We start from the raw sequence: 24,569 nt of genomic DNA, 5'->3' as shown, positions 1-24,569 counted from the left end.
ATGCTTTCTATTAAAAAACAGTAGATTAAGCGCTTACTTATTTATGTAAAAAAATTAAGATATAACTGAAGGAATAAAGAGTATTAATTCTCATCCTTCCTTTTCTACCTTAGTGAACCTACTAACTACTTTTGATTTACCCGGCCTTTTTGTATTTCCCGTTTAGATAAATTCATCAGGTTTGGCATATAAGCAGTGGGCAAGAAAACCGTAAGGGCTCTTGCCCACTGCTTATACGTAACTCACTCAGCACAGTTGCTTTTTCCATGCTAAATGAGTTATGTACATAATTTTCACTTAATCACTCGACATATTTCCCTCTCATCGAAAGGTCCCACAATCGGCCACCCGGACAACTTGAATCCTCCCTCAAAGGTTTAGAACATCGATCTAGATTACCAGCGAGTTGTCACCATTTTCTTTCTTGTATAGAACTCCACGCCATCTGTACCGTTCGCGTGAAGGTCGCCGTAGAAGGAATCTTTCCAGCCAGAGAACGGGAAGAATGCCATCGGTGCTGGAACGCCGACATTGACCCCTAACATACCAGAGTGGATCGTTTCACGGAACTGACGCACACTTCCGCCGTCTTTCGTATAAATGCAAGCACCGTTCGCAAAGCGTGAATTGTTCGCCACTTCAATTGCTTCTGACAAGTCTTTGACACGGATGACTGATAAAACCGGCGCAAAAATTTCATCTTGCCAAATTTTCATTTCTTGTGTGACTTCATCAAAAATAGTTGGCCCGACAAAGTACCCTTCTCCTTTTACAGCCGCATCCTCTCTTCCGTCACGAACAAGACGTGCCCCTTCTTGAACACCTGACTCAATATAGCTTAATGTACGTTCTTTATGGCCGTCGCGAATGACCGGTCCTAAAAATACGTTTTCATCCATACCGTTACCGATTTGCATGGTGTTGGCTTCTTCTACTAATCTTGCAATCAAGGCATCTGCCACATCTTCTTGAACCGTCACGACAGAAGCCGCCATGCAGCGCTCGCCGGCAGAACCGAATGCCGCCCCGATGATTTGGGATGTTGCCACATCAAGATCCGCATCATTTAAGACGATGGAATGGTTTTTCGCACCCGCCAATGCTTGAACACGTTTTAAGTTTTCTGAACCTTTTTTGTACACGTATTCCGCAACAGGCTGAGAACCTACGAATGAAATCGCTTTAACTAATTTGTGCTCAAGAAGACCGTTTACGACATCATGCGCACCATTGACAATGTTTAACACACCTTTTGGCAACCCTGCCTCTTCAAATAATTCAGCAAGACGAGCTGCTAAAAGCGGTGTACGCTCGGATGGCTTTAAGACAAAGGTATTGCCGCATGCAATCGCTAATGGGAACATCCAGCACGGAACCATCATTGGGAAGTTAAACGGTGTGATCCCCCCTACAACCCCGATCGGGTAACGATACATACCAGACTCAATGTTTGTCGCGATGTCAGGAAGCTGCTTGCCCATCATTAATGTTGGTGCCCCGGCTGCAAATTCTACACACTCGATGCCGCGCTGCACTTCGCCATAAGCTTCTTTGTAGCTTTTACCGTTTTCGATCGTTACTAATTTGGCCAGCTCATCCCAGTTATCGACTAACAATTGCTGATATTTAAAGAGAATGCGTGCACGTCTTGGGACCGCTACTTGTGACCATGTTTGGAATGCTTCGTCAGCTACTTGTACCGCTCTCTCTACATCTTCTCTTGTAGAAAGAGGAACGTATGCGATAATTTCGCCTGTTGCCGGATTATAAACAGGTTCCGTTTTTGTGCTGATTGCGTCTACCCATTCTCCGCCAATATAGTTTTTTACTGTTTTTACCGCTGTTTGTGTCATGGACATTCTCTCCCTTATGTTGTTTTGACTATTATCATCACTGAATTGAATCTTTTTATCCATAAATGAGATTACCGCCTCAATCAACGATTCTCTCATTCTCAGCTTCTTAACGGGCTGTTTCTAACACTTCTTCTGCTGTTTCCATGAAGCTTTTAATTTCCTCGACTGTCGGCATAGCGTCAGAGCAGCTATGCTTTGAAATAACGATCGAAGCAGATGCGCCGCCAAGTCTCATTGCCTCTTGAATCGGAAGCCCTTTCATTAACCCGTAAATGAAAGCTGACGCATAAGAATCGCCTGCACCGAATGTTTTTAATACGTTTGTTCTAAAAATGCCGCCTCGGTGAGATTGTCCATCTCTTGTGTAAGCGATTGACCCCTCACCGCCATGTTTAATGACCACAATTTTAGCGTGGTAGGAAAACCATCTTTCTGCCGTTACCTTGTCATCAGATTTCTCATAGTTCAAAAGTTTTTCCATCATGTCAAACTCTTCACGCGTTCCGATGATGACGTCGCATTTTTCTGCTGCTAAATTATAGTAAACGGCTGTCTCTGCCTCAGATTCCCACGTATAAGGGCGGTAGTCGATATCAAAGAAAACAACTACATCATGTTTTCTCGCATATTCCAATGCCATGAATACTGCTTCCCTCGAAGGGCTTTTCGCTAAAGCCGTTCCTGAGATTAAAAGAGCTTTTGACTGTTTAATATACTCTTCTGGGACTTCTGTCGGCTCAAGCTTTAGATCCGCTACATTGTCGCGATACATTAAAATGCTGCAATCTGTAGGACTTTTGATTTCTGTAAAAGCTAATCCTGTTACCGCACCTGTTCGATCTATGAAAATATTATCTGTATTAATACGGTTTTCATTTAAGTATTGGGTAATAAAACGGCCCATTTGATCATTGGATACTTTTCCGATAAAACCTGTCTTCAGTCCAAGACGTGACGTCCCAATTGCAATATTGGCAGGAGAACCTCCTACATATTTCGTAAACGTTTTTGTCTCCTCCATCGGGCGTTGTGTTTCATTGGCATTCAAATCGATGCATAAGCGTCCAACCGCTATGAAATCCAAGGGACGACCTTCTGCAAAAACGAGTGGATTCATCGAATAATCCTCCTTACTTTGATAAAGCGCTTTCTCAAACAGCTAAAAAAATAAGTATTACAAATAAAAGGAATCTAAAGCGCTGTTATAATTTTAAATCTCGAAAATAGGTTAAGCGCTTTCCTTGATTTTTATTATACATGATTGAAATGAAAACGCAAATCATTTTTTAATGTTTTTAGAATATTTTTTATCTTCTTCCAAATTCCTTCCGCTTGCTTACATATCAAAAAAAAACACCTGCCAAATTGACAAGTGCTTTCCTTTTATCCCGCATTAACGGGCAGTAAGGCCCCCACTGATGGAAGTTTCCTTTATTATAATGATAGTCGCGCCGTAGAGTTTCGTATAACCAATTCGGGAAGCATAAATACACGCTGCTTAGAAGATTGCTCGTTTTCAATTTCTTCAACTAATACTGTCATAGCTTGATTAGCCATCTCCTTGATCGGTTGGGATACACTTGTTAAAGAAGGATTCGCAATCTCCGCTAAAATAGTATTATCAAATCCTATAATAGAAAGTTCCTCCGGAATCTTGATGTCAAGCTTTCTCGCTGCTTCCATCGCCCCGATGGCAAGCAAATCGTTACAGGCGAAAATGGCTGTAGGACGATCCTTCTTTTTCAGGAGTTGCTGCGCAGCCGCTTCCCCATTTTTAACTGTTGCCTTTGTGGAGATAATATTGGACTCCATTATTTTCGCTTCAGCCTGTTTCATTGCTTCCTTATATCCTTGAATCCGGTAAGAGCTTCTTGATAAATCTTCTGCAATGACCCCAATGCGCTTGTGACCTAACGAAAGCAAATAGTTTGTTGCCTGAAGCCCGCCTTTATAATCATCCACTGAAACCGCATTCACACTTAGCGTCGGGATATCAACGGAAAATAACACGATGGGAATCTGTCTTTGCATCAATTGATCTAATAAATCGGCATCCTTAATATAAGTGGTGATAATTAAGCCATCTACTTGCTTTCGCATTAAAAGGGAGAGATAGAGCCTCGCCTTTTCATCTTTTCCATCCGTACTGCAGATGACTAGCCCAAAACCCAATTTTTGTGCATAATCTTCAAAGTTACGAGCAACTTCTGCAAAAAAAGGATTGGCAATATCGGGGACTAATAGGCCAATGGTTCCCGTTCTCTTGCTCGTTAGCGCAGAAGCGACCATACTCGGCTCGTAATGCAGCTGCTCCATGATTTCCTGAACTTTTTTTCTCGTCTTTTCACTTATGCGCCCCGTGTTATTGATGACTTTTGAAACAGTCGCAATAGACACTCCCGCTTTCTCCGCCACGTCGTAAATTGTCACCTTCATATTTATTCAAATCACCTTTTTATTTGTAATATTAATTATTATATCACAAAAAAAGGAACGGCTTAGGACGCCATTCCTTTTTTTATGATATAAATGAAGTCTATTTTACAGGCTGAAAAAGCCATTCATGGTCTGGATCATTATGGAATTTCCATGTACGCACCGGTCCTGCCATTACATTCAAATAATAAGATTCGTATCCCGGCGGAGCTGATACCGGATGATATCCTTCCGGCACGAGTACCACACTGCGGTTTGGAACAGCCAGAACTTCATCCAGCGAACGATCATCATTATATACCCGCTGAACAACGAAACCTTGGTTAGGGTTAATTTCATGATAGTATGTTTCTTCTAAATAAGACTCGGCAGGAAGGTTATTCTGGTCATGTTTATGCGGCGGATAGCTGGACCAGTTCCCCGCAGGCGTAAGCACTTCCACGACAAGCAAGCTGTCGGCCGCCTTTTGTTCCGGTAAAATGTTGTGAATTTTTCTAGACATATGACCTGATCCGCGATCCTCAACACCAACATCCTCCGGCGCGATTAAACGCGCTTTATGCGTTCCTTTTCCGGGAGCCAGGCAAACAGCCAGCTCAAGGTCCGTTAACGCTTCTACTGTGTAAAAATCGTCGTTCGGTACATAAACAGAATATGGAGGAATTTTTTCAAAAACAGACATGCGCTTTCCGATTTCTAAAAAAGCAGCATCATTCGTGCGAACTGACGCTTTTCCGCTTAATAAAACAAGACAAGCTTCCTGATCACCGGTTTTATTTGTTAGTACTTCCCCGCTCTTTAACGAGTAGAGTTCAAATCCTACATATTCCCATCCTGCACTTTCAGGTGTCACAGACAGAATTTTTCCTTGTTCATCACGTTCTTGTGGGCGTACAATTAATTTTGACATGCAGCGTCCCTCCTTTTTCGGTGATTTTCTTAGTTCAATATAACCTTATCCTCCACTAACTCTGTATGTTCAATCTTCACTGGGCGTCCTGTTTCAAAAGATTCTTTCGCTGCCTTTGCAATACGTTCCGCTTGAAGACCGTCATTTCCGCTGCAAACCACAGACTGATCTTCTAATAACGACTGTGCAAATTGTGATACTTCTTCAATATAGGCTTGCGTATAACGCTCAAGGAAGAAATATAACGGTTTATCCTTTACAACGCCTTCTGCAGTTGATACTTCAACCGTTGTTGGACGGCAATTATCAGCTGTTGCAGAGCCTTTTGCCCCAAACACTTCGACACGCTGATCGTAACCATAAACTGCTTGACGGCTATTATCAATTACGCCTAATGCACCGTTTGCAAATTTCAATGTCACAATAGCTGTATCGACATCTCCCGCTTCTGCAATAGCAGGGTTGATTAAGGTTGTTCCATGAGCAGAGACTTCCACAACCTCGCTGTTCATCACATAACGAGCCATGTCAAAATCGTGAATCATCATATCCATGAACAATCCGCCTGATGTTTGAACATACTCAATGCTTGGAGGCTGAGGATCCCTTGATGTAATTTTTAAAATATGCGGTTGACCGACTTCTCCCTGTTGGACAAGATTACGTACTTTTTTAAAGTTTGGATCAAAACGGCGGTTGAACCCTACTTGCAGTTTCACGCCTTCTTCTTTGACTGTATGTAACGCTTCAATGGTTTCCTCGACAGAGAAGCTCACTGGTTTTTCACAGAAAATATGCTTTTTCGCACGAGCTGCCTCTTTAATGATTTGGGCGTGCGTAGTAGTTGGTGAGCAAATAAAAACAGCGTCTATCTCTGGATCTGCTAATAAATCTTGATAGTTTGTCGTTAAAGTTGGAATCCCCTTGTCAGCAGCCCATTGCTGCAAATGATCGACCACTACATCCGAAACTGCCTTAATCGTGATTTCCGGAATTAATTTTAAATTATCTACATGTAATTTTCCGATACGTCCAGCTCCAATGATACCGACTGTAATCTTTTTCATATTCGCTATCCCCTTTAAGAAAAGTAAAGGAAAGCGCTTAACCTATTTTCATTATTAGTATACCTGATTTGAAAGCGCTTTTCAACATAAATAACAACATTATTCCGACTTATATTTTAAATAAATAACCGTGTAAAAAAAACCTGACATCCCCCAACTCACATTCAGTGAGGGACGCAGGTTCCTGTTTCATCTTATAGTTTTCCGTTTAAAAATTGGGCTTCTCCCATTCCAAAGCTCCAATCTGCATCTCCATTCGTCACAATCGACACCATAATATCATTTGGCTCGATTCCGCAGCTTTCTCCCAGCTCTTGAACAAGCAGCTGATAAAGCTTCTTCTTTTGTTCATCGGTTCTTTGCTTGCTGGTTACACTTATGACGACTAGATTGTTGCTTCTCTCAAAGCCTAAACCGGTATCTTGAATCATCATTTCATGAGCGGGATGCTGATGAACAATTTGATAACGGTCTCTTTCAGGTACGTCGAATGCTGCCACCATTGCCCGGTGTGCAGCGTCTAATAATTTTTTCAATGATTTCTCGTCTCGTCCTTCTATTACATCAAATCTAAGCAATGGCATAATAAATAACCTCCCAAGTTAGTATTTCATTAGATGGAATCTTTCAGCTCATTTATATAGTTCACTTAATAACTCCACACGTTTCATTCCATCGAAAGGGATTCACAATCGGGTATCCAGACCACTTGAATTCGCCCTCAAGGATTCACCTAAGCGGATGGCACTCCCCCAGCAAGAGGAGTGTCATCCGCTTAGGTCTAGAAAATTTACCATAACCGTTCTTTGGCCATGGTAAATTTTCTAAATCGATCTATATATAATTATCTGAAAATACGGTCGATTTCTTGAATCTCCTCGGCTGTTAATTGAACCTCCAATGTTTTCAGGTTGTTCAGCACCTGATCGGCTCTCTTTGCACCTGGAATCAAAACATCTATGGAATCGCGTGTTAAATACCAAGCGAGGGCCACATGAGCGACTTCTGTATTTTTAGCATCTGCAATTTTGCGTACTTGTTCTACCTTTTCTAAATTTTGTCTAAATACTTTTTTCTGGAAGTAAGGCAAGTCTGCACGCAAGTCATTGAATACCATGTCTTTGTTATACTTGCCGGCTAACAACCCCGATGCAAGCGGGAAATACGGAATAAAGGAAATATTGTGCTCTTTTGTATATGACAGCAACTCTTTCTCTGCCTCTCGCTGCAATAAGTTATATTCACCTTGGTACACATCGACGTAACCATCTTTATTTGCTTCTTTTAACTGCTCAATTGAAAAGTTGGATACACCGATCGCCCTGATTTTCCCTTCATCCTTTAATTGCTTTAAAGTACCGACTGCTTCATCTTTTTGTGTATCCTCATCAGGAAAGTGAATATAATACAAATCGATGTAATCGGTTTGCAGGCGTTTTAAACTGTTTTCAACCTCTTTCTTTAAAAAAGCGGGCGAATTGTCGAACACAACATCTTGACCGACAAATTTGTGGGCACCTTTTGTAGCAATAATCGCCTCTGAACGATTGCCTCTTTCTTTTAAAACCTCGCCGATTAATTCTTCTGATCGTTCCGGTCCATAGATAAAAGCCGTATCTAAAAAGTTGATGCCATGATCTAATGCTGTTCGAACGAGTTCTTTTCCAGCTTCTTCGTCCAAGTTCGGATAAAGATTATGACCGCCAACTGCATTGGTTCCAAGCCCGATAGGATTCACGACTAAATCTGTTCTTCCGATTCTTGTTTGTTTTGTCATTTTACATCCATCTCCTTCTTAAGTATGGTGATATCAAACCGATAAATCGATTAATCATCCACTCTCAACCTTGACCTTATAAGCTGTTTTACTTACACTTCGATTCCAAACGGTAATGAGAGAGACTGCGGCTATGCCCAATATGCCTGAAAAGTAAAAGCTTGCGGCAATGCCCGCATGTGAGTTCAAAATCCCTGCCAAAAACGGTCCTGCAAACATACCGATTGCATACAGTGCCTGATACGCTCCCATTGCAGTTGCTCTTTTCTCATGGGGAATGGATTCTATTGCCATCCCTAAAAGTAGCGGAAAAAGAAGTCCGAGTGCAAATCCGTTAAATCCCTGTACGACGCAGAGCCAGCCTTTTGTGTGGATAAACGGGGTTAAAAGCGTAAAAAATGCCGTTAGCCCAAATGCCAGTTTTAACGATTTCCACTGACCAAACATTGGAACAAATACTTTCCCTGCAAAAAGGGTGGCGATGGCATGAGGAATCATAAAGGAAAACACAATCAAGCTGATATCGCCAGCCTCTAATCCAATTTCCAGTACATACGCAGGCATGAATCCAAACATGGTGGTAAAAATAATGCTGTGTGCCAAAATAGATAGCAAGGAAATTTTTAACAACAAAGGCTCCTTCATAACAGATGTCAGCTCTTTCAGCTTCACGGGTTCCCTTTGAATCCCTTCTTTCGGTTCGAAAATAAAAAGGGAAAGCGCTATCCCTATTATACCGATAATTCCCCCTATCCAAAAGGGAGCGTGCCAGCCCCATTCATTTACAATATAACCGCTTACACTCATCCCTACCAATTGTGCTAAAACAACCACAAATGAAATACTGCCCATGGCACGGTGAATTTCCCGGTCCGTAAAATAACTGGAATACAGTACTGTAAAAACAACCCACGTTGCTGCAGCCAGACCTGCCAGGGAACGAGATAAAAGAATCCACCCTAAACTATCCGTTAAGGCAAACGCCAAACAACTAAATGCACTGACCGACATTCCAAATATAATGAACGGTTTTCTTAGTTTCATAAGATCCGAGAAAATTCCAATAGGAAGCCGAGATAGAAACTGCATCAGTCCATAGCTGCTCAGTACCACACCGATATACGTGTACTTACCTCCCATTGACTCCATATAAGGAGATAAGATGGGAACATAGATAAAAGGGCAAAACCAAAAAATGAAGGAAACAATTAAAAAAATGTACTTATTTCGATTGGCATGTAGGGTCTTCAAAGCATCACTTCCTATTTAGTTGTCGCCCCTTCATTTTATTGCCATTTCTTCCTTTTTGCAAAAAATAATTCCCAAAATACAAAATTTTCTTAATTATTCTATCAAAAAAAGGGCGTTTCTCTTCTTGTTGATAGTAAAAGGGTGCCTATCAATTACTTTTAAGACACCCTTTTTCATTACGCCTTACAGCTTGTTTTAAACTCTCTCATTTTGCTTTTGACCGTCGCTTTGATGGCCTCTTTACCAGGCGTAATAATAGCCCGCGGCTCATATACCTTCTCATCAGCGGCCAAAACTTCACGAATGGCCTGTGTCCACGCTTGTATGCATTCCGTATTAACATTAATTTTGGCGTGTCCGAGTTCAATGGCTTTTTGAATTTGATAATCAGGTATTCCAGAACCTCCATGAAGAACAAGCGGTACATTGGTCAATTCAGAAATTTGCTTCATTTCATTAAAGCCCAATTTAGGTTCCCCCTGATAAGGCCCATGAACCGAACCAAGAGCAGCCGCTAACGCATCAATCCCTGTCTCTTTTACGATTCGTAAACACTCATCGGGATTGGCATATTGAATTCCGCCAACCAATCCGTCTTCCATACCGCCGACTGTCCCAACTTCTGCTTCCACAGATACTTGCCTTGGATGTGCATAATCAACGACTTGTTTCGTCATGGCAATATTCTCGTCAATCGGATGATGGGAACCGTCAATCATAACGGATGTAAAGCCGGCATCAATCGCCTTTTTACAGCGTTCAACGTTCATCCCATGATCCAGGTGCAGCGCAACCGGAACGGTTATCTCCATTTCTTTTAGAAGACCTTTAACCATTGCTGCAATGGTCTTAAAGCCTCCCAAATGATCGACAAGCCGATCGGAAGCCGCTACTATGATAGGCGCCTGTTCCTCTTGGGCCGCCTGTAAAAATGCTTGTGCCGATTCCAAGTTATTGATATTATACTGGCCGACAGCGTAATTCCCTTCCTTCGCTTTAAGCAGCATCTCTTTCATCGATACTAAAGGCATTCGTATCGCCCCCTTTCATCAAAATATTGCCTGTTTATACAGGCTGTAAATCGTAATACTTAGATACGACTTTAAGTGTTGTTTCTTTTGCCGTTTTGATCGCTTCTTCCGCATCTAATTGATAATATTCCGGACGGAACAATTCAACTGAAACAACATCAGCGTACCCGATTTCCTTCAGTGTCGATAAAATGCTGTCTAAATCAATTGCCCCAAGTCCAGGCCATACTCGGTCTTCATCTGTCAAGAAGCCGATTGGAAAATCTTCTGTATCGTCGATATGTAAAATGAAGATTTTTGATCCATCCGCTTTTTTCAAATCTTCCAAGTCTGATCCCATTGCATGGAAATGGAAGCAGTCAAGTACTAATCCAACATTCTCACGGTCAACGGTTTCAACAATATCGTAAGCCTGGCCGAATGTATTAACTGTGCACTGTGGATGTCCAATAAACTCGACGGCAATTTTCACACCATATGGCTCTGCAATATCTGAAAGCTCTTTTAGCACTTCTACACAGCTGTTTTTAATATCTTGTTTCAATATTTTCTGTTCTGTTACGAGCGGCACCGCCACCACATATTTCACACCCAATTTCTTGGCTGCTTCCATCAGTCCTTTAAATTCATTGATCATTTCTTTATATCCAGCCTCATCCCGGTTATTGAAAAATACTAAAGCGTTGAATGCAAGCGGCTTAATATGATGTGTATTGAAAAATTCAGCTAAGTCATCAATGGACTTCTCCTTTAAATACTCAGGCAATTTATCCATTGTACGGATTTCAATATAGTCATACCCATGCTTATCGCAGTACTCTAAGTCTTTCACCAAATTTGAGTTTTCTAACGTCGTAGCCTGATTGAAACAAAGCTTCATCATAATCCCTCCACTATTTTTACTTTCTATCATTTTTTTATATCTATTATGGATGTGTACTCTCTCTGCGCCTTTCTGTTCTTTCATCCCGAATTTACGCTCAAAGGTTTACCTGAGCGGATGGTGCCGGGGCATCATCCGCTTAGGTCTAGTACAGTCAGCATGGCTGTTCTTTGGCCATGCTGACTGTACTAGATCGATATATTCAATCCTTCTCTAATGGATTTCAGTGTTACTTCGTTCGACCATTCCGGCTTATCAGGATAAGCAAATACTGAATTCGTGACGATTCCATCAAACTTCATTTCTCTTAATTTACGATATAATGCCTCAAAGTTTACTTCCCCTTCACCAGGGTTCAAATGCTGGTGAATGGTTACTTTTGCATTAGGAGGATTCACAATATAGCGTAATCCAAATGCGGCTTTATGATTGAGCGTATCGGCAATGAGAACATGGGCAAGTAAATCTCCTGCCTCTTCCAAGTGTTTCTCTACATCGCCAATGCCATCATCATAAAAGAATGCATGGGCAACAGAATAGACGAGCTTAATCCAATCTTTATCGAGTGCACGAATCATGCGGATGGCTTCTGTATTCAACTCAATAAAATCGTTCGGATGGGATTGCAAATTGAGTTTAATCCCTTCTTTTTCAAAAAGCGGCATGAGCTCTTCCATTGACTTCACAAAAGCCGCTTCACTGTCAACCGGACGGCTGATGTCGCCGGCAAATTCGCTGTTCATTAGATCTACTCCTAAGTCAGAAGTGATTTCAATACAACGTTTCCAATTTCTCACGGCAGCTTGACGTTCTTCTTCAACCGGTGAAGACCATTGTTGAACAGGAAGGACAGAAGAGATTTTAACACCGGCATCTAAACAATATCTTTTTAAATCTTTGATCAGCTGTTTATCAACCTTTGGATATTCATAAAACCAAATAAAATCTTTGCGCGGTGATAACTCCACATATTCATATCCTAATCTGGCAACTGCATCGATCGTATCTTTTAAATTTGTATTATCACGATAATGTGACGGATCATATGCTAAACGCAATGTAAACATCTCCTTTTTTGACTGTTTGGATTTAACCGATTAGAGGGGGATGAAGCTCCCCCACCAATGGAAGTTTCCTTTACCATTTTCAGACTGTTTCAACTGCTTCTTTTTCATTTTTATAAAAGTCGGGCTTTTCCGCCAATTCAACAGTCTCTTTTTCTCCTGTTTGCTGTGCTTTTACACAAGCATCCGCTGTCACTGCTGCAATATAGCCATCCCATGAAGTCGGACCGTTAGGCTCGCCTGTTTTTCTGATTGAATCCATGAAATCCTGTAACTCGATGTCATACGCATCAATGAAACGCTGCTTCCAATCCGTCAATATATTTGTACTTAGCTTCGCATCCTTACGAGTGACGATGCTAGGGAACTCTGGAAGATAGGCGACTCCTTCTTCACCGATGACTTCACATTGAATGTCATAACCGTATTTGCAATTTACAAATACTTCCGACGTGATGATAACTCCGCCCTTTGTCTCCAACGTGATAAGTTGCGGATCTTTCAAGTGTGCTAATGCACGGCTTGTTTTCTTTGGAAATGCTACTTGCACAGATTTGTAGTCATCATTGATCAACCAGTGCAGCACATCGATTTCGTGAATGAGCGTATCATTGATGGCCATGTCTGTCGTATAGCTCTCAGGAACATCCGGATTTCTGTGTACGCAGCGGATCATTAATGGTTCACCGATTTCATTGTTGTCAATCGCTTCTTTTAGTTGTACGTAACCGCTGTCATAACGACGCATAAATCCAACTTGGACTAAACGCTTGCCATGTTTCATTTCTGCTTCGACAATTCTCATGCATCCTTCTGCTGTTGTCGCTAAAGGTTTTTCACAGAATACATATTTTCCAGCTTCAATTGCAGCAAGCACGCTTTGTTCATGGGCAGGACCCCAGCTTGTTACAAGTACAGCCTCAACGTTTTTATCAGCTGCAAGCGCTTTATCATCCGGGTATACAACCGCATTTAAATCGAATTGTTCCACAACGCTTTTTGCCGCTTCCTGATTAACATCAGTTACAGCAACGATTTCCCCGCCCGATAAATTATTGGTAATTCTTTTAATATGCTCCCTGCCAATTGCACCTGTTCCGATAACACCAATTTTTAAAGTCATGATCATGTTCCTCCTCATTTATTTGTCTATTGCTGTATAGTCGTTGTATTTATTTTGCTTGAGCGTTCATTTCATCCGAATAACCTTGAGCATCCTTATCATGTTTACGGAATTCCTGCTCCAGCTGCTCAAGAGTGAGTCCTTTCGTTTCCGGCAAGCATTTCTTCACGAATGTAATCGCCCCAATCCCTAAGGCCACGAAAACGAAGAACGTTGTAGACAAGCCGACCTTATCGAGTAATATTGGGAATACCAAGCCAATTAAGCCGTTGACTACCCACAGGAACAATACTGTAACACCCATACCAAGACCTCTCAATCTTAGAGGGAATATCTCGGACAGCATGAGCCAAGTTACCGGTGAAATGGCTCCTTGTTGGAAAGCCAGGAACGTGACTGTCAAGGTTAGTACAATATATGGAAGTTCAGCAGACCCTTCAAGCGTAAGTGAGAATACCCCGATGAGAAGAAGTGTCGCCGTCGTTCCGATCAATCCTGTCATCAGCATCGGCCTGCGGCCAACCTTCCCAAGAAGCCAGATTCCCACAAATGTCGCCAATACCGAGATGACACCGTTGGCAATGTTACCGATAAGTGCCGCCTTTGTTTCGAATCCGGCATCTTTTAGTATTTGAGTACCATAGTACATAATCGAGTTCACACCTGTAATTTGCTGTACGACAGCAATTCCAATCCCAAGAAATAGAATGCGGCGTACCCATGGCACAGTCAAATCCTTATAGGTTGCCTGCTTCATTCCTGCTTCTTTGGCAAAAGTCCCCTTAATTTCGTTAAATTCCGATTCAGCACGTTTTCCTTCACGTATCTGTTGAAGGACACTCAAGGCATCCCCATTTTTCCCCTTTGATACAAGCCAGCGCGGACTTTCCGGCACTTTAAGCATACCAATGAAGAGGAAAATCGCCGGGAGCGCCGCAATGGCGAGCATGTAACGCCAAACATGATCGTTATCAGCCATTGTACTGCCTAGGATGGCGTTGATGACGAAGGCCAATAACTGCCCGCTGACAATCATCAATTCATTCTGGGTAACCATTCGGCCCCGGCTCTCTGCAGGTGACATTTCCGCTAAGTAAGTCGGAACCGTTACAGAGGCACCCCCTACGGCAAGCCCAAGCAAGAAACGAAAGATAATCATAACCGTCACGTTCGGAGCGAGGGTACACCCAAGTGTCGCAATAAAGAACAAGATTGAAAGGTAAAGGATATTCGTCCGGCGCCCATTATAATCTGACAGCCTTCCGCCAAACACTGCACCGATTGCAGCTCCAAACAGAAGGGAACTTGCTACAAGACCTTCCGTGAATGAGTTAAGGCCAAGTGCTTCAGACATAAAAGGCAAGGCACCGTTAATAACCCCTGTATCATAACCGAAGAGAAGCCCGCCGAATGTCGAGACTAAGATAATCGTACGCAAAAACGATGTTTGATTTCCCTGTTTACTCATGTCCATTTCTCCCTCCCTCTTCTTATTTAAGAAGAGATCAGTAATTTTTCATCTATATACTTCCTGGTCAATAAAGCATATTCCAACGGATGAGCTACAGATGGATCCTGTTCTGCTTCAATCACAATCCATCCCATGTAATGATGATTCAGCAGAGTTGTATAAGGTTCCTTAAAATCGATGCAGCCATCGCCGGGTACTGTAAACATGCCGGATAAGAAGGAGTTAAGGAATGATTTCCCTTCTTTCTTGCATTCATCCATCACTTCACTTCTAACATCCTTAAAGTGGACGTGCTTAATGCGGTCGATATGCTTATTTAATAACGTCATATAATCTCCGTCGGAAACGTAGATGTGGCCTGTATCATAAAGTAAATGTACATAGTTTGAATCGGTATTTTCCATTAGCCGGTCAATTTCGGCCAATGTTTGGACGCCTGTGCCCATATGATGATGGTAAACTAGTTTTAATCCATATTCCGCTGCTATTTTCCCTAATTGATTTAGTCCTTCACATAATGTTTCCCATTCGGCATCCGTAAAATCAGGTTTTTCAGCAAAGACATCTTTGTCTATTCCTTGAACACTGTAAGTCTGCTCCGATACGACCGCTACATCTGCATTGACTTCACTTAAATATTGGCAATGCTTATGGAAGGATTGGGCAGCCTCATCAATGCCGTCGCGAATGATAAAGCTGCTGAACCACTGACCTGCCACTTTTAAATTTCGAAGCTTCAATTCTTTATTCAATATTTTTGGTTCAGGGAAAAAGCCGCCTACTTCAGTCCCTTGAAAGCCGGCTACGACAATATCACTTAATAGGTGTGATAACGTGTTCTCTGCACCGATTTCAGGTATATCATCATTGCGCCAGCCGATAGGAGCGATACCCCATAAAATATTTTGATTGCTCATGATCATTCAACTCCTATTAATATTGCTTCGCCTTTTTCAGTTTTTCTTGTTTTAATTCGTATGCTTTTTGAATACCTTCTCGATCGGATACTTCAGGTACCCCAAGGTTCCACCAGCTGCCTTCATAGCCGTCTGTCATTGTTTTTGGAAGCACTTTCATTTCGATTAAAGTTGATTTATCTTGTTTTTTCGCATCTTCCAACGCGGCTTTTAATTCTTCTACGGTATTGGCACGATAAGCTTTCGCTCCGTATCCTTCTGCTACTTTTGCGTAATCAATATTCAAGATTTGGTTGTCATCCGTTCTGAATTCGCAGTAGTAGCTGCCGTTTCCGAAGTCCATTTGCAGATTGTTGATGCAGCCATAGCCGGAATTATCGAAAAGAAGGACATTGATTTTCTTATTGTATTGAATCGCTGTGATGAATTCGGAATGCAACATCAGGAAACTTCCGTCTCCCACGATCGTGTACACTTCTTTTGCTGGATCTGCCAGCTTCAATCCTAATGTGCCGGACACTTCATACCCCATGCATGAGTAGCCATATTCCAAATGGTACGTATTTGGCACTTCTGAATGCCATAAGCGCTGCAGGTCTCCCGGAAGCGAACCAGCTGCACAAATGATGATGCTGTCAGGATCAATCGTATCATTGATCGCAATCAATGCCGTCGTTTGGGCTAACTCCGTATTTAAAACGTCCGCGTATTCGTTTAATGTTTCTTGTGAAAAATGATGTTTAATTTCTGGAGTAAAGTTCTCTCGATTAAATACAACCTTACTTAAACGGTCCCGCTCAGCTAACCATCCTTCTTTTAGTTCCGTAATGGTATCGCCAAACTCGCTCTTATATCCTTCCAGCATTGGAATCAATTCCTCAAACGTCGATTTCGCATCGGCTACGACCGGGAAGGCATCTAGCTTATACGCTTGCATGCGGCTCACGTTGATGTTTAAGAACTTCGTTGTTTCGAAGTCAAAAATCGTTTTCGAAGAAGTCGCGAAGTCGGTAAATCTCGTCCCGACACCGATAATTAAGTCTGCCTGTTGTGCGGCTCTGTTAGCTGCCTGTGTTCCTGTGATGCCAAGCCCGCCCAAGTTATTTGGGAAGGAAGACTCCACCGTTGATTTTCCGGCTTGCGTTTCGACTAACGGAATGTTGTATTTTTGCGAAAACTCGATTAACGCCTCGCGCGCCTCTGAATATTTAGCACCGCCGCCCACTACGACGACCGGCTTTTTGCTTGCCTTGATTAATTCGGCCGCACCGTTTAATTCACGATCATTTGGTAATTTACGATCGATATAATGAACTCGCTTTTCAAAGAATTTCTCATCATAATCGAATGCTTCACCTTCGACATCCTGTGAAATGCAAATCGTTGCGGGACCCGCTTTTGCCGGATCTGTCATCACTTCAAATGCTCGAATTAACGCGGACATCAATTGCTCAGGACGAGTCACGCGATCCCAATATCTCGACACAGGCTGCAAGGCATCATTCGTTGTAATCGCAATACTGTGCTCTTGCTCCATTTGTTGTAAAACAGGATCAGGCTGGCGTGTCGCGTACGTATCAGCCGGAAGCAATAACACCGGAATGTTATTGGCAAGCGCTGTCCCCGCTGCCGTGACCAGGTTGGCGGAACCCGGTCCGCTCGAAGTCGTCACCGCATAGATTTTTTTACGAAGCATTTGTTTGCTGTAAGCAATGGCTGCATGGGCCATTCCCTGTTCGTTTTTCCCTTGAATCACTTTTAAATGACCGGCATCTTGTTCAAGTGCCTGGCCAATCCCCAATACATTCCCATGTCCGAAAATATTGAAAATTCCTTCTACAAATGGAGATTCCTGCCCATCAATACTGACGTACTGCTGATTCAGAAATTTAATCAGGGCTTGAGCCGTTGTCAATCTGATGGTTGCCATTAGCTGTTCACCTCTACCTGAGATCTTTCCTTAATCAATTGTTCGATTTCTTCGACGGTTGGCATCGCTTCCGAAGAACTGTGCTTGCTCACCACGATAGAAGCAGAGGCACTGCCGTATTTTAAAGCCGCTTCAATATCCTTTCCGCTGATCAAAGCGTATAAGAAGGCGGAAGCGTAAGAATCACCGGCACCGAACGTTTTTAATACCTTTGTGCGGTAGGCTTGTCCTTTGAACGTCTCTCCTGATTTCGTGTAGGCGTATGAACCTTCCACACCATGCTTGATCACGATCAATTCAGGAGAGTGGCTGAACAAGTAACGGATGGTATCTTCGTTTTTCCCGCCTTGTTTATGTTCCATCACATCGTATTCGTCACGAGTTCCGATCACCACGTCTGCCTGTTCCGCAACTAATGAACAATAAACGGCTGTTTCCTCAAGCGAATTCCATGAATACGGACGGTAGTCCAATTCAAACACTACTTTTACATCATGTTTCTTTGCTAAGCTGACCGCTTTCAGCACTGCTTCGCGGGATGGGCTTTTGGATAAAGCTGTACCCGAAACAAGCAGGATTTTAGATTGCTTGATGTACTCCTCATCGACTTCAGAAGGAGATAAATAAAGGTCGGCCACATCCTGACGGTACATTAAGATACCGCACTCTTCCGGACTCTTAATCTCTGTAAAAGCCAACCCTATTTTGTGTCCCTCTTGGTCTACGACCATGTTGGACGTGTCGATTCCAACACCGCGCATATACTGCTCGATAAAGCGCCCGTGCTGGTCATCGGAGATTTTGCCGATAAATCCTGCTTTTAAACCCAGTTTAGAGCTTCCGATAGCAATGTTCGCAGGCGAACCTCCCACATACTTGGTAAATGTCATCGTGTCTTCCATTGGACGGTTGTATTCTGTTGCATTTAAATCGATGCATGCACGGCCAACCGCAATGATGTCATATGTTCTTTCTTCATTAAATTCGTATCTCATTCTCGCTAACAGCTCCTTACATTTTTTATTAACGTTTTAAGATCCATTCATGATCCGGATCGTTGTAGAATTTCCAAATACGCGTCGGCCCCGCCATCACATTTAAGTAGTAAGATGTATACCCATCCGGTACACCAACCGGGTGATAGCCTGCCGGCACAAGTACAACGTCACCGTTTTCAACCGTCATCGTTTCATCGAGCGAGCGGTCATCGGTGTACACACGCTGGAAGACAAAGCCTTGCGGCGGATTCATTTCATGGTAGTAGGATTCTTCTAAAAAGGACTCTTCTGGCAAATTATCCTGATCGTGCTTATGCGGCGGATAGCTTGACCAGTTGCCGCTTTCCGTGTACACTTCCACCACAAGCAGGCTGTTAGCCGTTGGATCTGAATCCGGTAAAATATTGTGTACGCGCCGTTTATTGTTCAAAATCCCTCTATTTTCGACGCCGTTATCCGAAGCTTTGATTAGTTTAGTCGGCAATTGTTGATGAGAAGGTGAATAGCATAAGGCCACGCGAGCCTCACCGACTCCCTCGATTTCAAAGCTGCGGTCATTCGATACATACACACTGTCTGTCGGGATACGTTCGAATACGCTTTCACGAGTGCCGATATTGCTAAAGGTCTGTTCATGATCGGTCACATTGATTTTTCCTGTCAGAGCCACGATGCAGCATTCTTGCTTCTCCAATGATTCGGAGTATTTGGCATCTGACACTAAATCCAAGATTTTAAATCCGACATATTCTAATGGAGAGTTCCCTTCTGTTACTTCTTGAACAAGGGTAACGCCTTCGGAAAGTTCTCTTTTTTCTGGTTTTCGGAGCAATTGACTCATATGTACCTCCTTATTGTTACGCTGTAAGTATGTCACCTTTGCTGCCTTTAAGCTTCAGTTCAGGCTGCATAACCAAATCTATTTTATAAGCTGGCCTCTTATCTTCCTCAGAAAAGGTAAGAGGCCGGCTTGTTGAACGGTCTAGTGAAACCTATTAATCTAATAGGTAGATTAAAGTTATTTCTTACTCAAAAGTTGGTGCCACGTAACGTGCTGTCACGACTTTTTTACGTGTATAGAAATCAACGCTGTCTTTTCCATTCGCATGTAAAGTTCCATAGAATGATGACTTCCACCCGGAGAATGGGAAGAAGGCCATCGGAGCTGGTACACCAAGGTTAACCCCTAACATACCTGCATCAATGTTTTCGCGGAAGTAGCGGATCGATGCCGCATTCGTTGTAAAGATACAAGCACCATTCGCAAATTCCGATTGGTTCGCCACTTCAATGGCTTCTTTCAAGTTTTTGACGCGCATCACGGATAATACTGGGGCAAAGATTTCCTCTTTCCAGATGGTCATATCTGTTGTGACATCATCGAAAATCGTAGGGCCAATGAAGAAACCTTCATCTAATGCGCGTTCGCGGCCGTCACATACAACCGTTGCTCCCTCTTCAATTCCTTTTTCGATGTAGCCGATCGTACGCTTTTGGTTTTCTTCTCGGATGACCGGTCCAAGCAGCACACCGTCATCTAAACCGTTACCGATTTTAATATTGGCCGTTCTTTCTTTTAGCTTCGCTAAAAATTCGTCCGCGATTCCTTCTTCTACTGTGACAACGGAGCACGCCATGCAGCGCTCGCCCGCTGAACCAAATGCTGAAGCAATGATATCTGTGATCGTGCTGTCCAAGTCAGCATCATTTAAAACGATCGTATGGTTTTTAGCACCCGTTAACGCTTGAACGCGTTTTAAGTTTTCACTGCCTCGCTTGAACACATACTCGCCAACAGGCTTCGATCCAACAAATGAAATCGCTTTTACTTCAGGATGATCTAAGACACCGTTTACCACATCATGTGCACCGTGAACGACGTTGAATACACCTTTTGGAAGCCCTGCTTCTGTAAACAACTCTACTAATTTTTCCGTTAAAAGCGGAGTTCTTTCAGATGGTTTTAAAATAAAGCTATTTCCTAATGCAATCGCCATCGGGAACATCCAGCAAGGTACCATCATCGGGAAGTTGAAAGGTGCAATCCCGCCGACAACCCCGATTGGATAACGATAGTTTGTTGCTTCAACGTCTGTCGCGATGGAAGCTAGTGAATCTCCCATCATTAAAGAAGGGGCTCCTGCAGCAAATTCAACGTTCTCGATTCCACGCTGAACTTCACCTAATGCTTCTGTAAGACTTTTTCCATTTTCTAATGTGATCAGATGAGCCAATTCTTCTTTATGCTTTGTCAATAATTGCTGGTAGTTGAATAGAATTCTTGCGCGGCGCGGAACTGCAACGTTTTTCCATTTCTCAAATGCTTTTACCGCCGACTCGATGGCATAGTCCACATCTTCTTTTGTGGAGATCGGAACTTGAGCAATGACCTCTTTTGTAGCGGGATTATAGACATCTTCGTACTTGGTCGTTTTGCTTTCCACCCACTCACCATTTATGTAATTTTTTAGTTTTACTACTTTCGTTGCTGTTTGTGTCATGATTTCTGCCTCCTTGAAAAATATGTTCTAAAAAATTTAAGGACATACATAATCAACTTTCATTGCTAACAATCTCTTAAACTTCACTTCTAAATCGAAAGGACAGCGCTTACAACACTAACACATTGATTGACTTAAAACTTGAGACATGAAAAGGGATAAGGTTGCTTTAAGCGTTTTTGTGTCAACAAGGTGAAAAGTCCTTTATACCGCTGCCCATTCATAATGAAGAAAAAATAGGGTTATCGATTACCTTAAGTAGCAAAAAATATATGGAATCCTCTATTATGAATACCATTTTTATTCTCTGCATTTTGCATTTTAGCAGGAAAACGTATACAAACTTCTTTTTAGTTTTTCAACCTGGGGTTATCGATTACCTTAACTTGTTTTCATTCTATCTTATTCATTATGATATTTCAATGACTTTTTCAAAAAAAATTTATATTCAGACAAATTTCATGATAATAAGCCTATCTCTTTTTGAAAGAGAATGTTTTTGCCTTAACTGACCTTTCCTTTTTCTTTAGGCGATGTTGTAGAGCTTCGCATTATAAGCTCAGGGGATAGATGTACCCGTTGTTTAACTCTCTGATCATGCTCAATTTCTGCTATCAAAAGATCTATTACCTTTCTCCCCATTTCTTTAATAGGCATGGCAATAGAAGATAATTGCGGATTTACAATCTCACATATAAGTGTATTATCATAGCCAATAACGGAAAGCTCATCTGGAAGAATAAGCCCGCGTGCTTTTGCGGCTTGCATCGTCCCAACCGCCAATACATCATTACAGCCAAAAATCGCGGTCGGCCTCTGTTGCCTATCAAGTAATTTCCCTGCCTGCACTTCCGCTCCTTGAAAAGTGCCTGTACCATTACACATAACAACTAAGCCTTCATCAAACTCAATGCCGTTATCTGCTAGAGCCTGTTCATATCCCCGAATACGCTCTTTACAACTTGTGGCCTCCTCTGCAATAACACCAATTTTTCGGTGACCCAAGGACAGCAGGTGTTCCGTTGCTTGGTACCCGCCTAAATAATCATCGGCCGTTACACTGTCTACAAGAAGTTCCGGCCGTTCGTGCGCAATAAGTGCTACTGGAATATTCTCGTTAACCAATTGATTAAGAGCCGTTTTATTATTAAATTTAGAAGCTATAATGAACCCATCTACCTTTTTCTTCTTTAACACGGTAACATGGTTCGCTTCTTTATTCGGATCATTATCCGTGCTGCACATCACAATGCTGAATCCCAGCTCTTGTCCGCGTTCCTCTATATACTTTAAATATTGAGCATAAATGGGATTATCCATATGAGGAATTAAAAGAGCAATTGTAAACGTTCCTTTCCCTTTTAAAGCAGATGCCACCAGATTCGGCTGATAACTAAGATTGTTAACAACTTGGTTGACTTTTTTTCTTGTCTTATCGCTTATTTTTCCTTTGTTGTTAATGACCTTAGAGACGGTCGCTGTAGAAACTCCTGCTTCTCTTGCCACATCATTAATTGTAACCTTCATTCATTATCACTCTTTCAAGTTATTCTCACTTAATCAAATCTTTTATCAAGGTTCGTCCTGAAAACTTAACACAATAAAGGTTATCGATTACCTTCTAAATAATTTTTCTATATTATATCTGCTTAATCCTCCTGGTTCAATTACAAAATAAACTAGCATAACCTTTTTTGTCCTTTCAAAAAAAAAACATCCACAATCCGCTGAACAGCAAAAAACTTTCGAAAGATTCATTGATATCAAGTCTTCCGAAAGTTTTTACTATGAGATATTAATCCTGATCTTTTACGCTCCGAACATTACTGTCTGGAATTTAGGATGTATCTGTATGAAAGCAGACGGTAAAGGAAATGGACAGCTATTTATGCAGTGTAAAACGATTCTTCTAAATCCTTTATGTGAGTTGATTTAATGCTGAAGTGGAATGTCGAATCACAAGTTCTGGCAGTAGAGAAATACGCTGCTTCATATTATCTTTCTGTTCAATTTGCTGGATTAACAGCTCCATCGCCTGTCTTCCCATTTCTTGTATAGGCGGGGCGACAGAGGATAATTGAGGCTCTACAATCTCGCACATGACGGTATTATCAAATCCCATAATTGATAATTCATCAGGCAAGGTTATACCTAGCTCCTTTGCTGCCAGCATCGTTCCAATGGCCAGTATATCATTACAGCCAAAAATCGCCGTCGGTCTTTGTTCACGATCGAGCAGTTTTTTTGCATGCTGCTTTGCCCCTTCAATGGTTGGTTCCTTGATTGGAATGACAAGGCTTTCATCAACTTCGATTCCAGCATTCACCAGCGCTTTTTCGTACCCTCTTGTGCGTTCTGTTCCGCTTACGGTGGCTGCTTCTGCAATAATTCCAATTCTGCGGTGCCCCAGCGACAATAAATGTTCAGTGGCAATATAGCCTCCCAAATAGTCGTCCCCGGCAACACTGGCTACAGGAAGCTCAGGGCGCTGAAGCGAAAAAAATACGAGCGGAATTTCTTCCTCCATTAGTTGTTTTAGAGCTACTTCATTTTTAAAAATTGAAGCTATGATAAATCCATCAACATGTTTCTGTCTTAATAAGGCAATATGCTTGGCTTCTTTTTCAGGACTGCCTCCTGTACTGCACATGACGACGCTAAACCCATGCTCTTGCCCATACTCCTCTATATGTTTTAAGTATTCAGAATATACAGGGTTTGCCATATCAGGAATTAGCAGTGCGATGGTGTACGTGGACTTTCCCTTCATCGCTGAAGCCAATACATTGGGCTGATAATGAAGTTCCTCTATAATGGACAAAATTTTCTTTCTAGTCTTCTCGCTTATCCGTCCCTTATTGTTAATCACTTTAGAAACCGTAGTAGCAGATACCCCTGCTTCTCTCGCAATATCATAAATAGTTGGTTTCATCTCTCCACACTCTCTCACATGGCATATATTTTTAAGGTTAATGAAATGGCATATTCCTTCAAACCTCTCTTATTGTATATTATATCACAGTTATACTGCAGGTTTTAAGACGGGGGCTTGTAATTCTTTAGTGCAAACAAACGCTTCTCATTGCCTGGCAGGTGAGATTTCCCGCCGTTCTTTCTTCATTAATCATAAATCAGTGTGCCCCTTATGCTTTTATTGACTATATTAAAGCTTAGTGTTGATTTTTAGTGAAAAGCCCCGCCACGAAATCCCTCGACTTTACTGGGTTTTCATGACGGAGCCTCCTAGGAAGACGACTTCACGGAATCTCTCCCTGTCCTTTCAAGTCATTCTATTATTATATAGGTTCACATTAATTTTTTAACCTTTTCTATCGGACTTTCTTCTATGTAGGC

The 24,569-nt window shown here is 42.1% G+C and carries 20 protein-coding genes; all 20 read right to left on the bottom strand.

Annotation, left to right across the window (positions count from 1 at the left end):
* Nucleotides 1-395 precede the first annotated feature (395 nt).
* Nucleotides 396-1,853, bottom strand: a complete 1,458-nt coding sequence (locus BK575_RS03640) for a CoA-acylating methylmalonate-semialdehyde dehydrogenase (protein WP_078408939.1) — start codon at nucleotides 1,851-1,853, stop codon at nucleotides 396-398.
* A gap of 109 nt (nucleotides 1,854-1,962) precedes the next feature.
* Complete coding sequence (gene iolC / locus BK575_RS03635) at nucleotides 1,963-2,973, bottom strand: 5-dehydro-2-deoxygluconokinase (protein ID WP_078408938.1); 1,011 nt, start codon at nucleotides 2,971-2,973, stop codon at nucleotides 1,963-1,965.
* Nucleotides 2,974-3,290: 317 nt separating this feature from the next.
* Nucleotides 3,291-4,292 (bottom strand): LacI family DNA-binding transcriptional regulator, encoded by a 1,002-nt coding sequence (locus tag BK575_RS03630; RefSeq protein WP_078408937.1) that lies wholly within the window; start codon nucleotides 4,290-4,292, stop codon nucleotides 3,291-3,293.
* A 100-nt stretch (nucleotides 4,293-4,392) separates the two neighbouring features.
* Nucleotides 4,393-5,202, bottom strand: a complete 810-nt coding sequence (gene iolB / locus BK575_RS03625; protein WP_078408936.1) for a 5-deoxy-glucuronate isomerase — start codon at nucleotides 5,200-5,202, stop codon at nucleotides 4,393-4,395.
* Between the two features lie 29 nt (nucleotides 5,203-5,231).
* Entirely contained in the window at nucleotides 5,232-6,269 is a 1,038-nt protein-coding gene (gene iolG, locus BK575_RS03620) for an inositol 2-dehydrogenase (protein ID WP_078408935.1), read from the bottom strand.
* 194 nt (nucleotides 6,270-6,463) lie between these two features.
* Entirely contained in the window at nucleotides 6,464-6,853 is a 390-nt protein-coding gene (locus BK575_RS03615; RefSeq protein ID WP_078408934.1) for a tautomerase family protein, read from the bottom strand.
* Between the two features lie 260 nt (nucleotides 6,854-7,113).
* Nucleotides 7,114-8,046 carry an aldo/keto reductase gene (locus tag BK575_RS03610; protein WP_078408933.1) on the bottom strand — a complete coding sequence of 311 codons (933 nt, stop codon included), beginning with the start codon at nucleotides 8,044-8,046 and terminating at the stop codon, nucleotides 7,114-7,116.
* 54 nt (nucleotides 8,047-8,100) lie between these two features.
* Nucleotides 8,101-9,297, bottom strand: coding sequence for an MFS transporter (locus BK575_RS03605; RefSeq protein WP_078408932.1), 1,197 nt, complete (start codon nucleotides 9,295-9,297; stop codon nucleotides 8,101-8,103).
* Between the two features lie 176 nt (nucleotides 9,298-9,473).
* On the bottom strand, nucleotides 9,474-10,328 hold the full coding sequence (gene fba, locus BK575_RS03600) for a class II fructose-1,6-bisphosphate aldolase (protein WP_078408931.1): 855 nt from the start codon (nucleotides 10,326-10,328) through the stop codon (nucleotides 9,474-9,476).
* Between the two features lie 34 nt (nucleotides 10,329-10,362).
* Nucleotides 10,363-11,208, bottom strand: a complete 846-nt coding sequence (iolI, locus tag BK575_RS03595; RefSeq protein WP_078408930.1) for a 2-keto-myo-inositol isomerase — start codon at nucleotides 11,206-11,208, stop codon at nucleotides 10,363-10,365.
* 191 nt (nucleotides 11,209-11,399) lie between these two features.
* Nucleotides 11,400-12,269, bottom strand: a complete 870-nt coding sequence (locus tag BK575_RS03590; RefSeq protein WP_078408929.1) for a sugar phosphate isomerase/epimerase family protein — start codon at nucleotides 12,267-12,269, stop codon at nucleotides 11,400-11,402.
* A gap of 88 nt (nucleotides 12,270-12,357) precedes the next feature.
* The gene (locus BK575_RS03585) at nucleotides 12,358-13,398 is read right to left on the bottom strand and encodes a bifunctional inositol 2-dehydrogenase/D-chiro-inositol 1-dehydrogenase (protein WP_078408928.1); all 1,041 of its coding nucleotides are present in this window, start codon (nucleotides 13,396-13,398) and stop codon (nucleotides 12,358-12,360) included.
* Between the two features lie 49 nt (nucleotides 13,399-13,447).
* On the bottom strand, nucleotides 13,448-14,866 hold the full coding sequence (locus tag BK575_RS03580) for a sugar porter family MFS transporter (RefSeq protein ID WP_078414623.1): 1,419 nt from the start codon (nucleotides 14,864-14,866) through the stop codon (nucleotides 13,448-13,450).
* Nucleotides 14,867-14,892: 26 nt separating this feature from the next.
* Nucleotides 14,893-15,786, bottom strand: coding sequence for a myo-inosose-2 dehydratase (gene iolE / locus BK575_RS03575; RefSeq protein WP_078408927.1), 894 nt, complete (start codon nucleotides 15,784-15,786; stop codon nucleotides 14,893-14,895).
* A 16-nt stretch (nucleotides 15,787-15,802) separates the two neighbouring features.
* Entirely contained in the window at nucleotides 15,803-17,716 is a 1,914-nt protein-coding gene (iolD, locus tag BK575_RS03570; protein ID WP_078408926.1) for a 3D-(3,5/4)-trihydroxycyclohexane-1,2-dione acylhydrolase (decyclizing), read from the bottom strand.
* A complete protein-coding gene (gene iolC, locus BK575_RS03565) occupies nucleotides 17,716-18,711 on the bottom strand; it encodes a 5-dehydro-2-deoxygluconokinase (RefSeq protein WP_078408925.1) in 996 nt (331 codons plus the stop codon). The genes iolD and iolC (BK575_RS03565) overlap by 1 nt, the downstream gene beginning before the upstream one ends.
* A 28-nt stretch (nucleotides 18,712-18,739) precedes the next feature.
* Nucleotides 18,740-19,555 carry a 5-deoxy-glucuronate isomerase gene (gene iolB / locus BK575_RS03560; protein WP_078408924.1) on the bottom strand — a complete coding sequence of 272 codons (816 nt, stop codon included), beginning with the start codon at nucleotides 19,553-19,555 and terminating at the stop codon, nucleotides 18,740-18,742.
* A gap of 184 nt (nucleotides 19,556-19,739) precedes the next feature.
* On the bottom strand, nucleotides 19,740-21,215 hold the full coding sequence (gene iolA / locus BK575_RS03555) for a methylmalonate-semialdehyde dehydrogenase (protein WP_078408923.1): 1,476 nt from the start codon (nucleotides 21,213-21,215) through the stop codon (nucleotides 19,740-19,742).
* A gap of 504 nt (nucleotides 21,216-21,719) precedes the next feature.
* On the bottom strand, nucleotides 21,720-22,742 hold the full coding sequence (locus tag BK575_RS03550) for a LacI family DNA-binding transcriptional regulator (protein WP_078408922.1): 1,023 nt from the start codon (nucleotides 22,740-22,742) through the stop codon (nucleotides 21,720-21,722).
* A 391-nt stretch (nucleotides 22,743-23,133) separates the two neighbouring features.
* Nucleotides 23,134-24,147, bottom strand: coding sequence for a LacI family DNA-binding transcriptional regulator (locus BK575_RS03545; RefSeq protein ID WP_078408921.1), 1,014 nt, complete (start codon nucleotides 24,145-24,147; stop codon nucleotides 23,134-23,136).
* Nucleotides 24,148-24,569: the final 422 nt, after the last annotated feature.

The organism is Priestia abyssalis (assembly GCF_002019595.1).
Lineage (GTDB): Bacteria > Bacillota > Bacilli > Bacillales > Bacillaceae_H > Bacillus_BA > Bacillus_BA abyssalis.
The sequence above is the reverse complement of the archived record's forward strand: the minus strand, read 5'-3'. Positions and strand labels throughout refer to the sequence as shown.

Coding starts and splice junctions, on each gene's coding strand:
- fba (WP_078408931.1), bottom strand. CDS start 10,328: ATGCCTTTAGTATCGATGAAAGAGATGCTGCTTAAAGCGAAGGAAGGG.
- iolC (WP_078408925.1), bottom strand. CDS start 18,711: ATGAGATACGAATTTAATGAAGAAAGAACATATGACATCATTGCGGTT.
- BK575_RS03615 (WP_078408934.1), bottom strand. CDS start 6,853: ATGCCATTGCTTAGATTTGATGTAATAGAAGGACGAGACGAGAAATCA.
- iolD (WP_078408926.1), bottom strand. CDS start 17,716: ATGGCAACCATCAGATTGACAACGGCTCAAGCCCTGATTAAATTTCTG.
- BK575_RS03630 (WP_078408937.1), bottom strand. CDS start 4,292: ATGAAGGTGACAATTTACGACGTGGCGGAGAAAGCGGGAGTGTCTATT.
- BK575_RS03585 (WP_078408928.1), bottom strand. CDS start 13,398: ATGACTTTAAAAATTGGTGTTATCGGAACAGGTGCAATTGGCAGGGAG.
- BK575_RS03545 (WP_078408921.1), bottom strand. CDS start 24,147: ATGAAACCAACTATTTATGATATTGCGAGAGAAGCAGGGGTATCTGCT.
- iolE (WP_078408927.1), bottom strand. CDS start 15,786: ATGAGCAATCAAAATATTTTATGGGGTATCGCTCCTATCGGCTGGCGC.
- iolI (WP_078408930.1), bottom strand. CDS start 11,208: ATGAAGCTTTGTTTCAATCAGGCTACGACGTTAGAAAACTCAAATTTG.
- iolB (WP_078408936.1), bottom strand. CDS start 5,202: ATGTCAAAATTAATTGTACGCCCACAAGAACGTGATGAACAAGGAAAA.
- BK575_RS03610 (WP_078408933.1), bottom strand. CDS start 8,046: ATGACAAAACAAACAAGAATCGGAAGAACAGATTTAGTCGTGAATCCT.
- BK575_RS03640 (WP_078408939.1), bottom strand. CDS start 1,853: ATGACACAAACAGCGGTAAAAACAGTAAAAAACTATATTGGCGGAGAA.
- iolA (WP_078408923.1), bottom strand. CDS start 21,215: ATGACACAAACAGCAACGAAAGTAGTAAAACTAAAAAATTACATAAAT.
- BK575_RS03580 (WP_078414623.1), bottom strand. CDS start 14,866: ATGAGTAAACAGGGAAATCAAACATCGTTTTTGCGTACGATTATCTTA.
- iolB (WP_078408924.1), bottom strand. CDS start 19,555: ATGAGTCAATTGCTCCGAAAACCAGAAAAAAGAGAACTTTCCGAAGGC.
- BK575_RS03550 (WP_078408922.1), bottom strand. CDS start 22,742: ATGAAGGTTACAATTAATGATGTGGCAAGAGAAGCAGGAGTTTCTACA.
- iolG (WP_078408935.1), bottom strand. CDS start 6,269: ATGAAAAAGATTACAGTCGGTATCATTGGAGCTGGACGTATCGGAAAA.
- iolC (WP_078408938.1), bottom strand. CDS start 2,973: ATGAATCCACTCGTTTTTGCAGAAGGTCGTCCCTTGGATTTCATAGCG.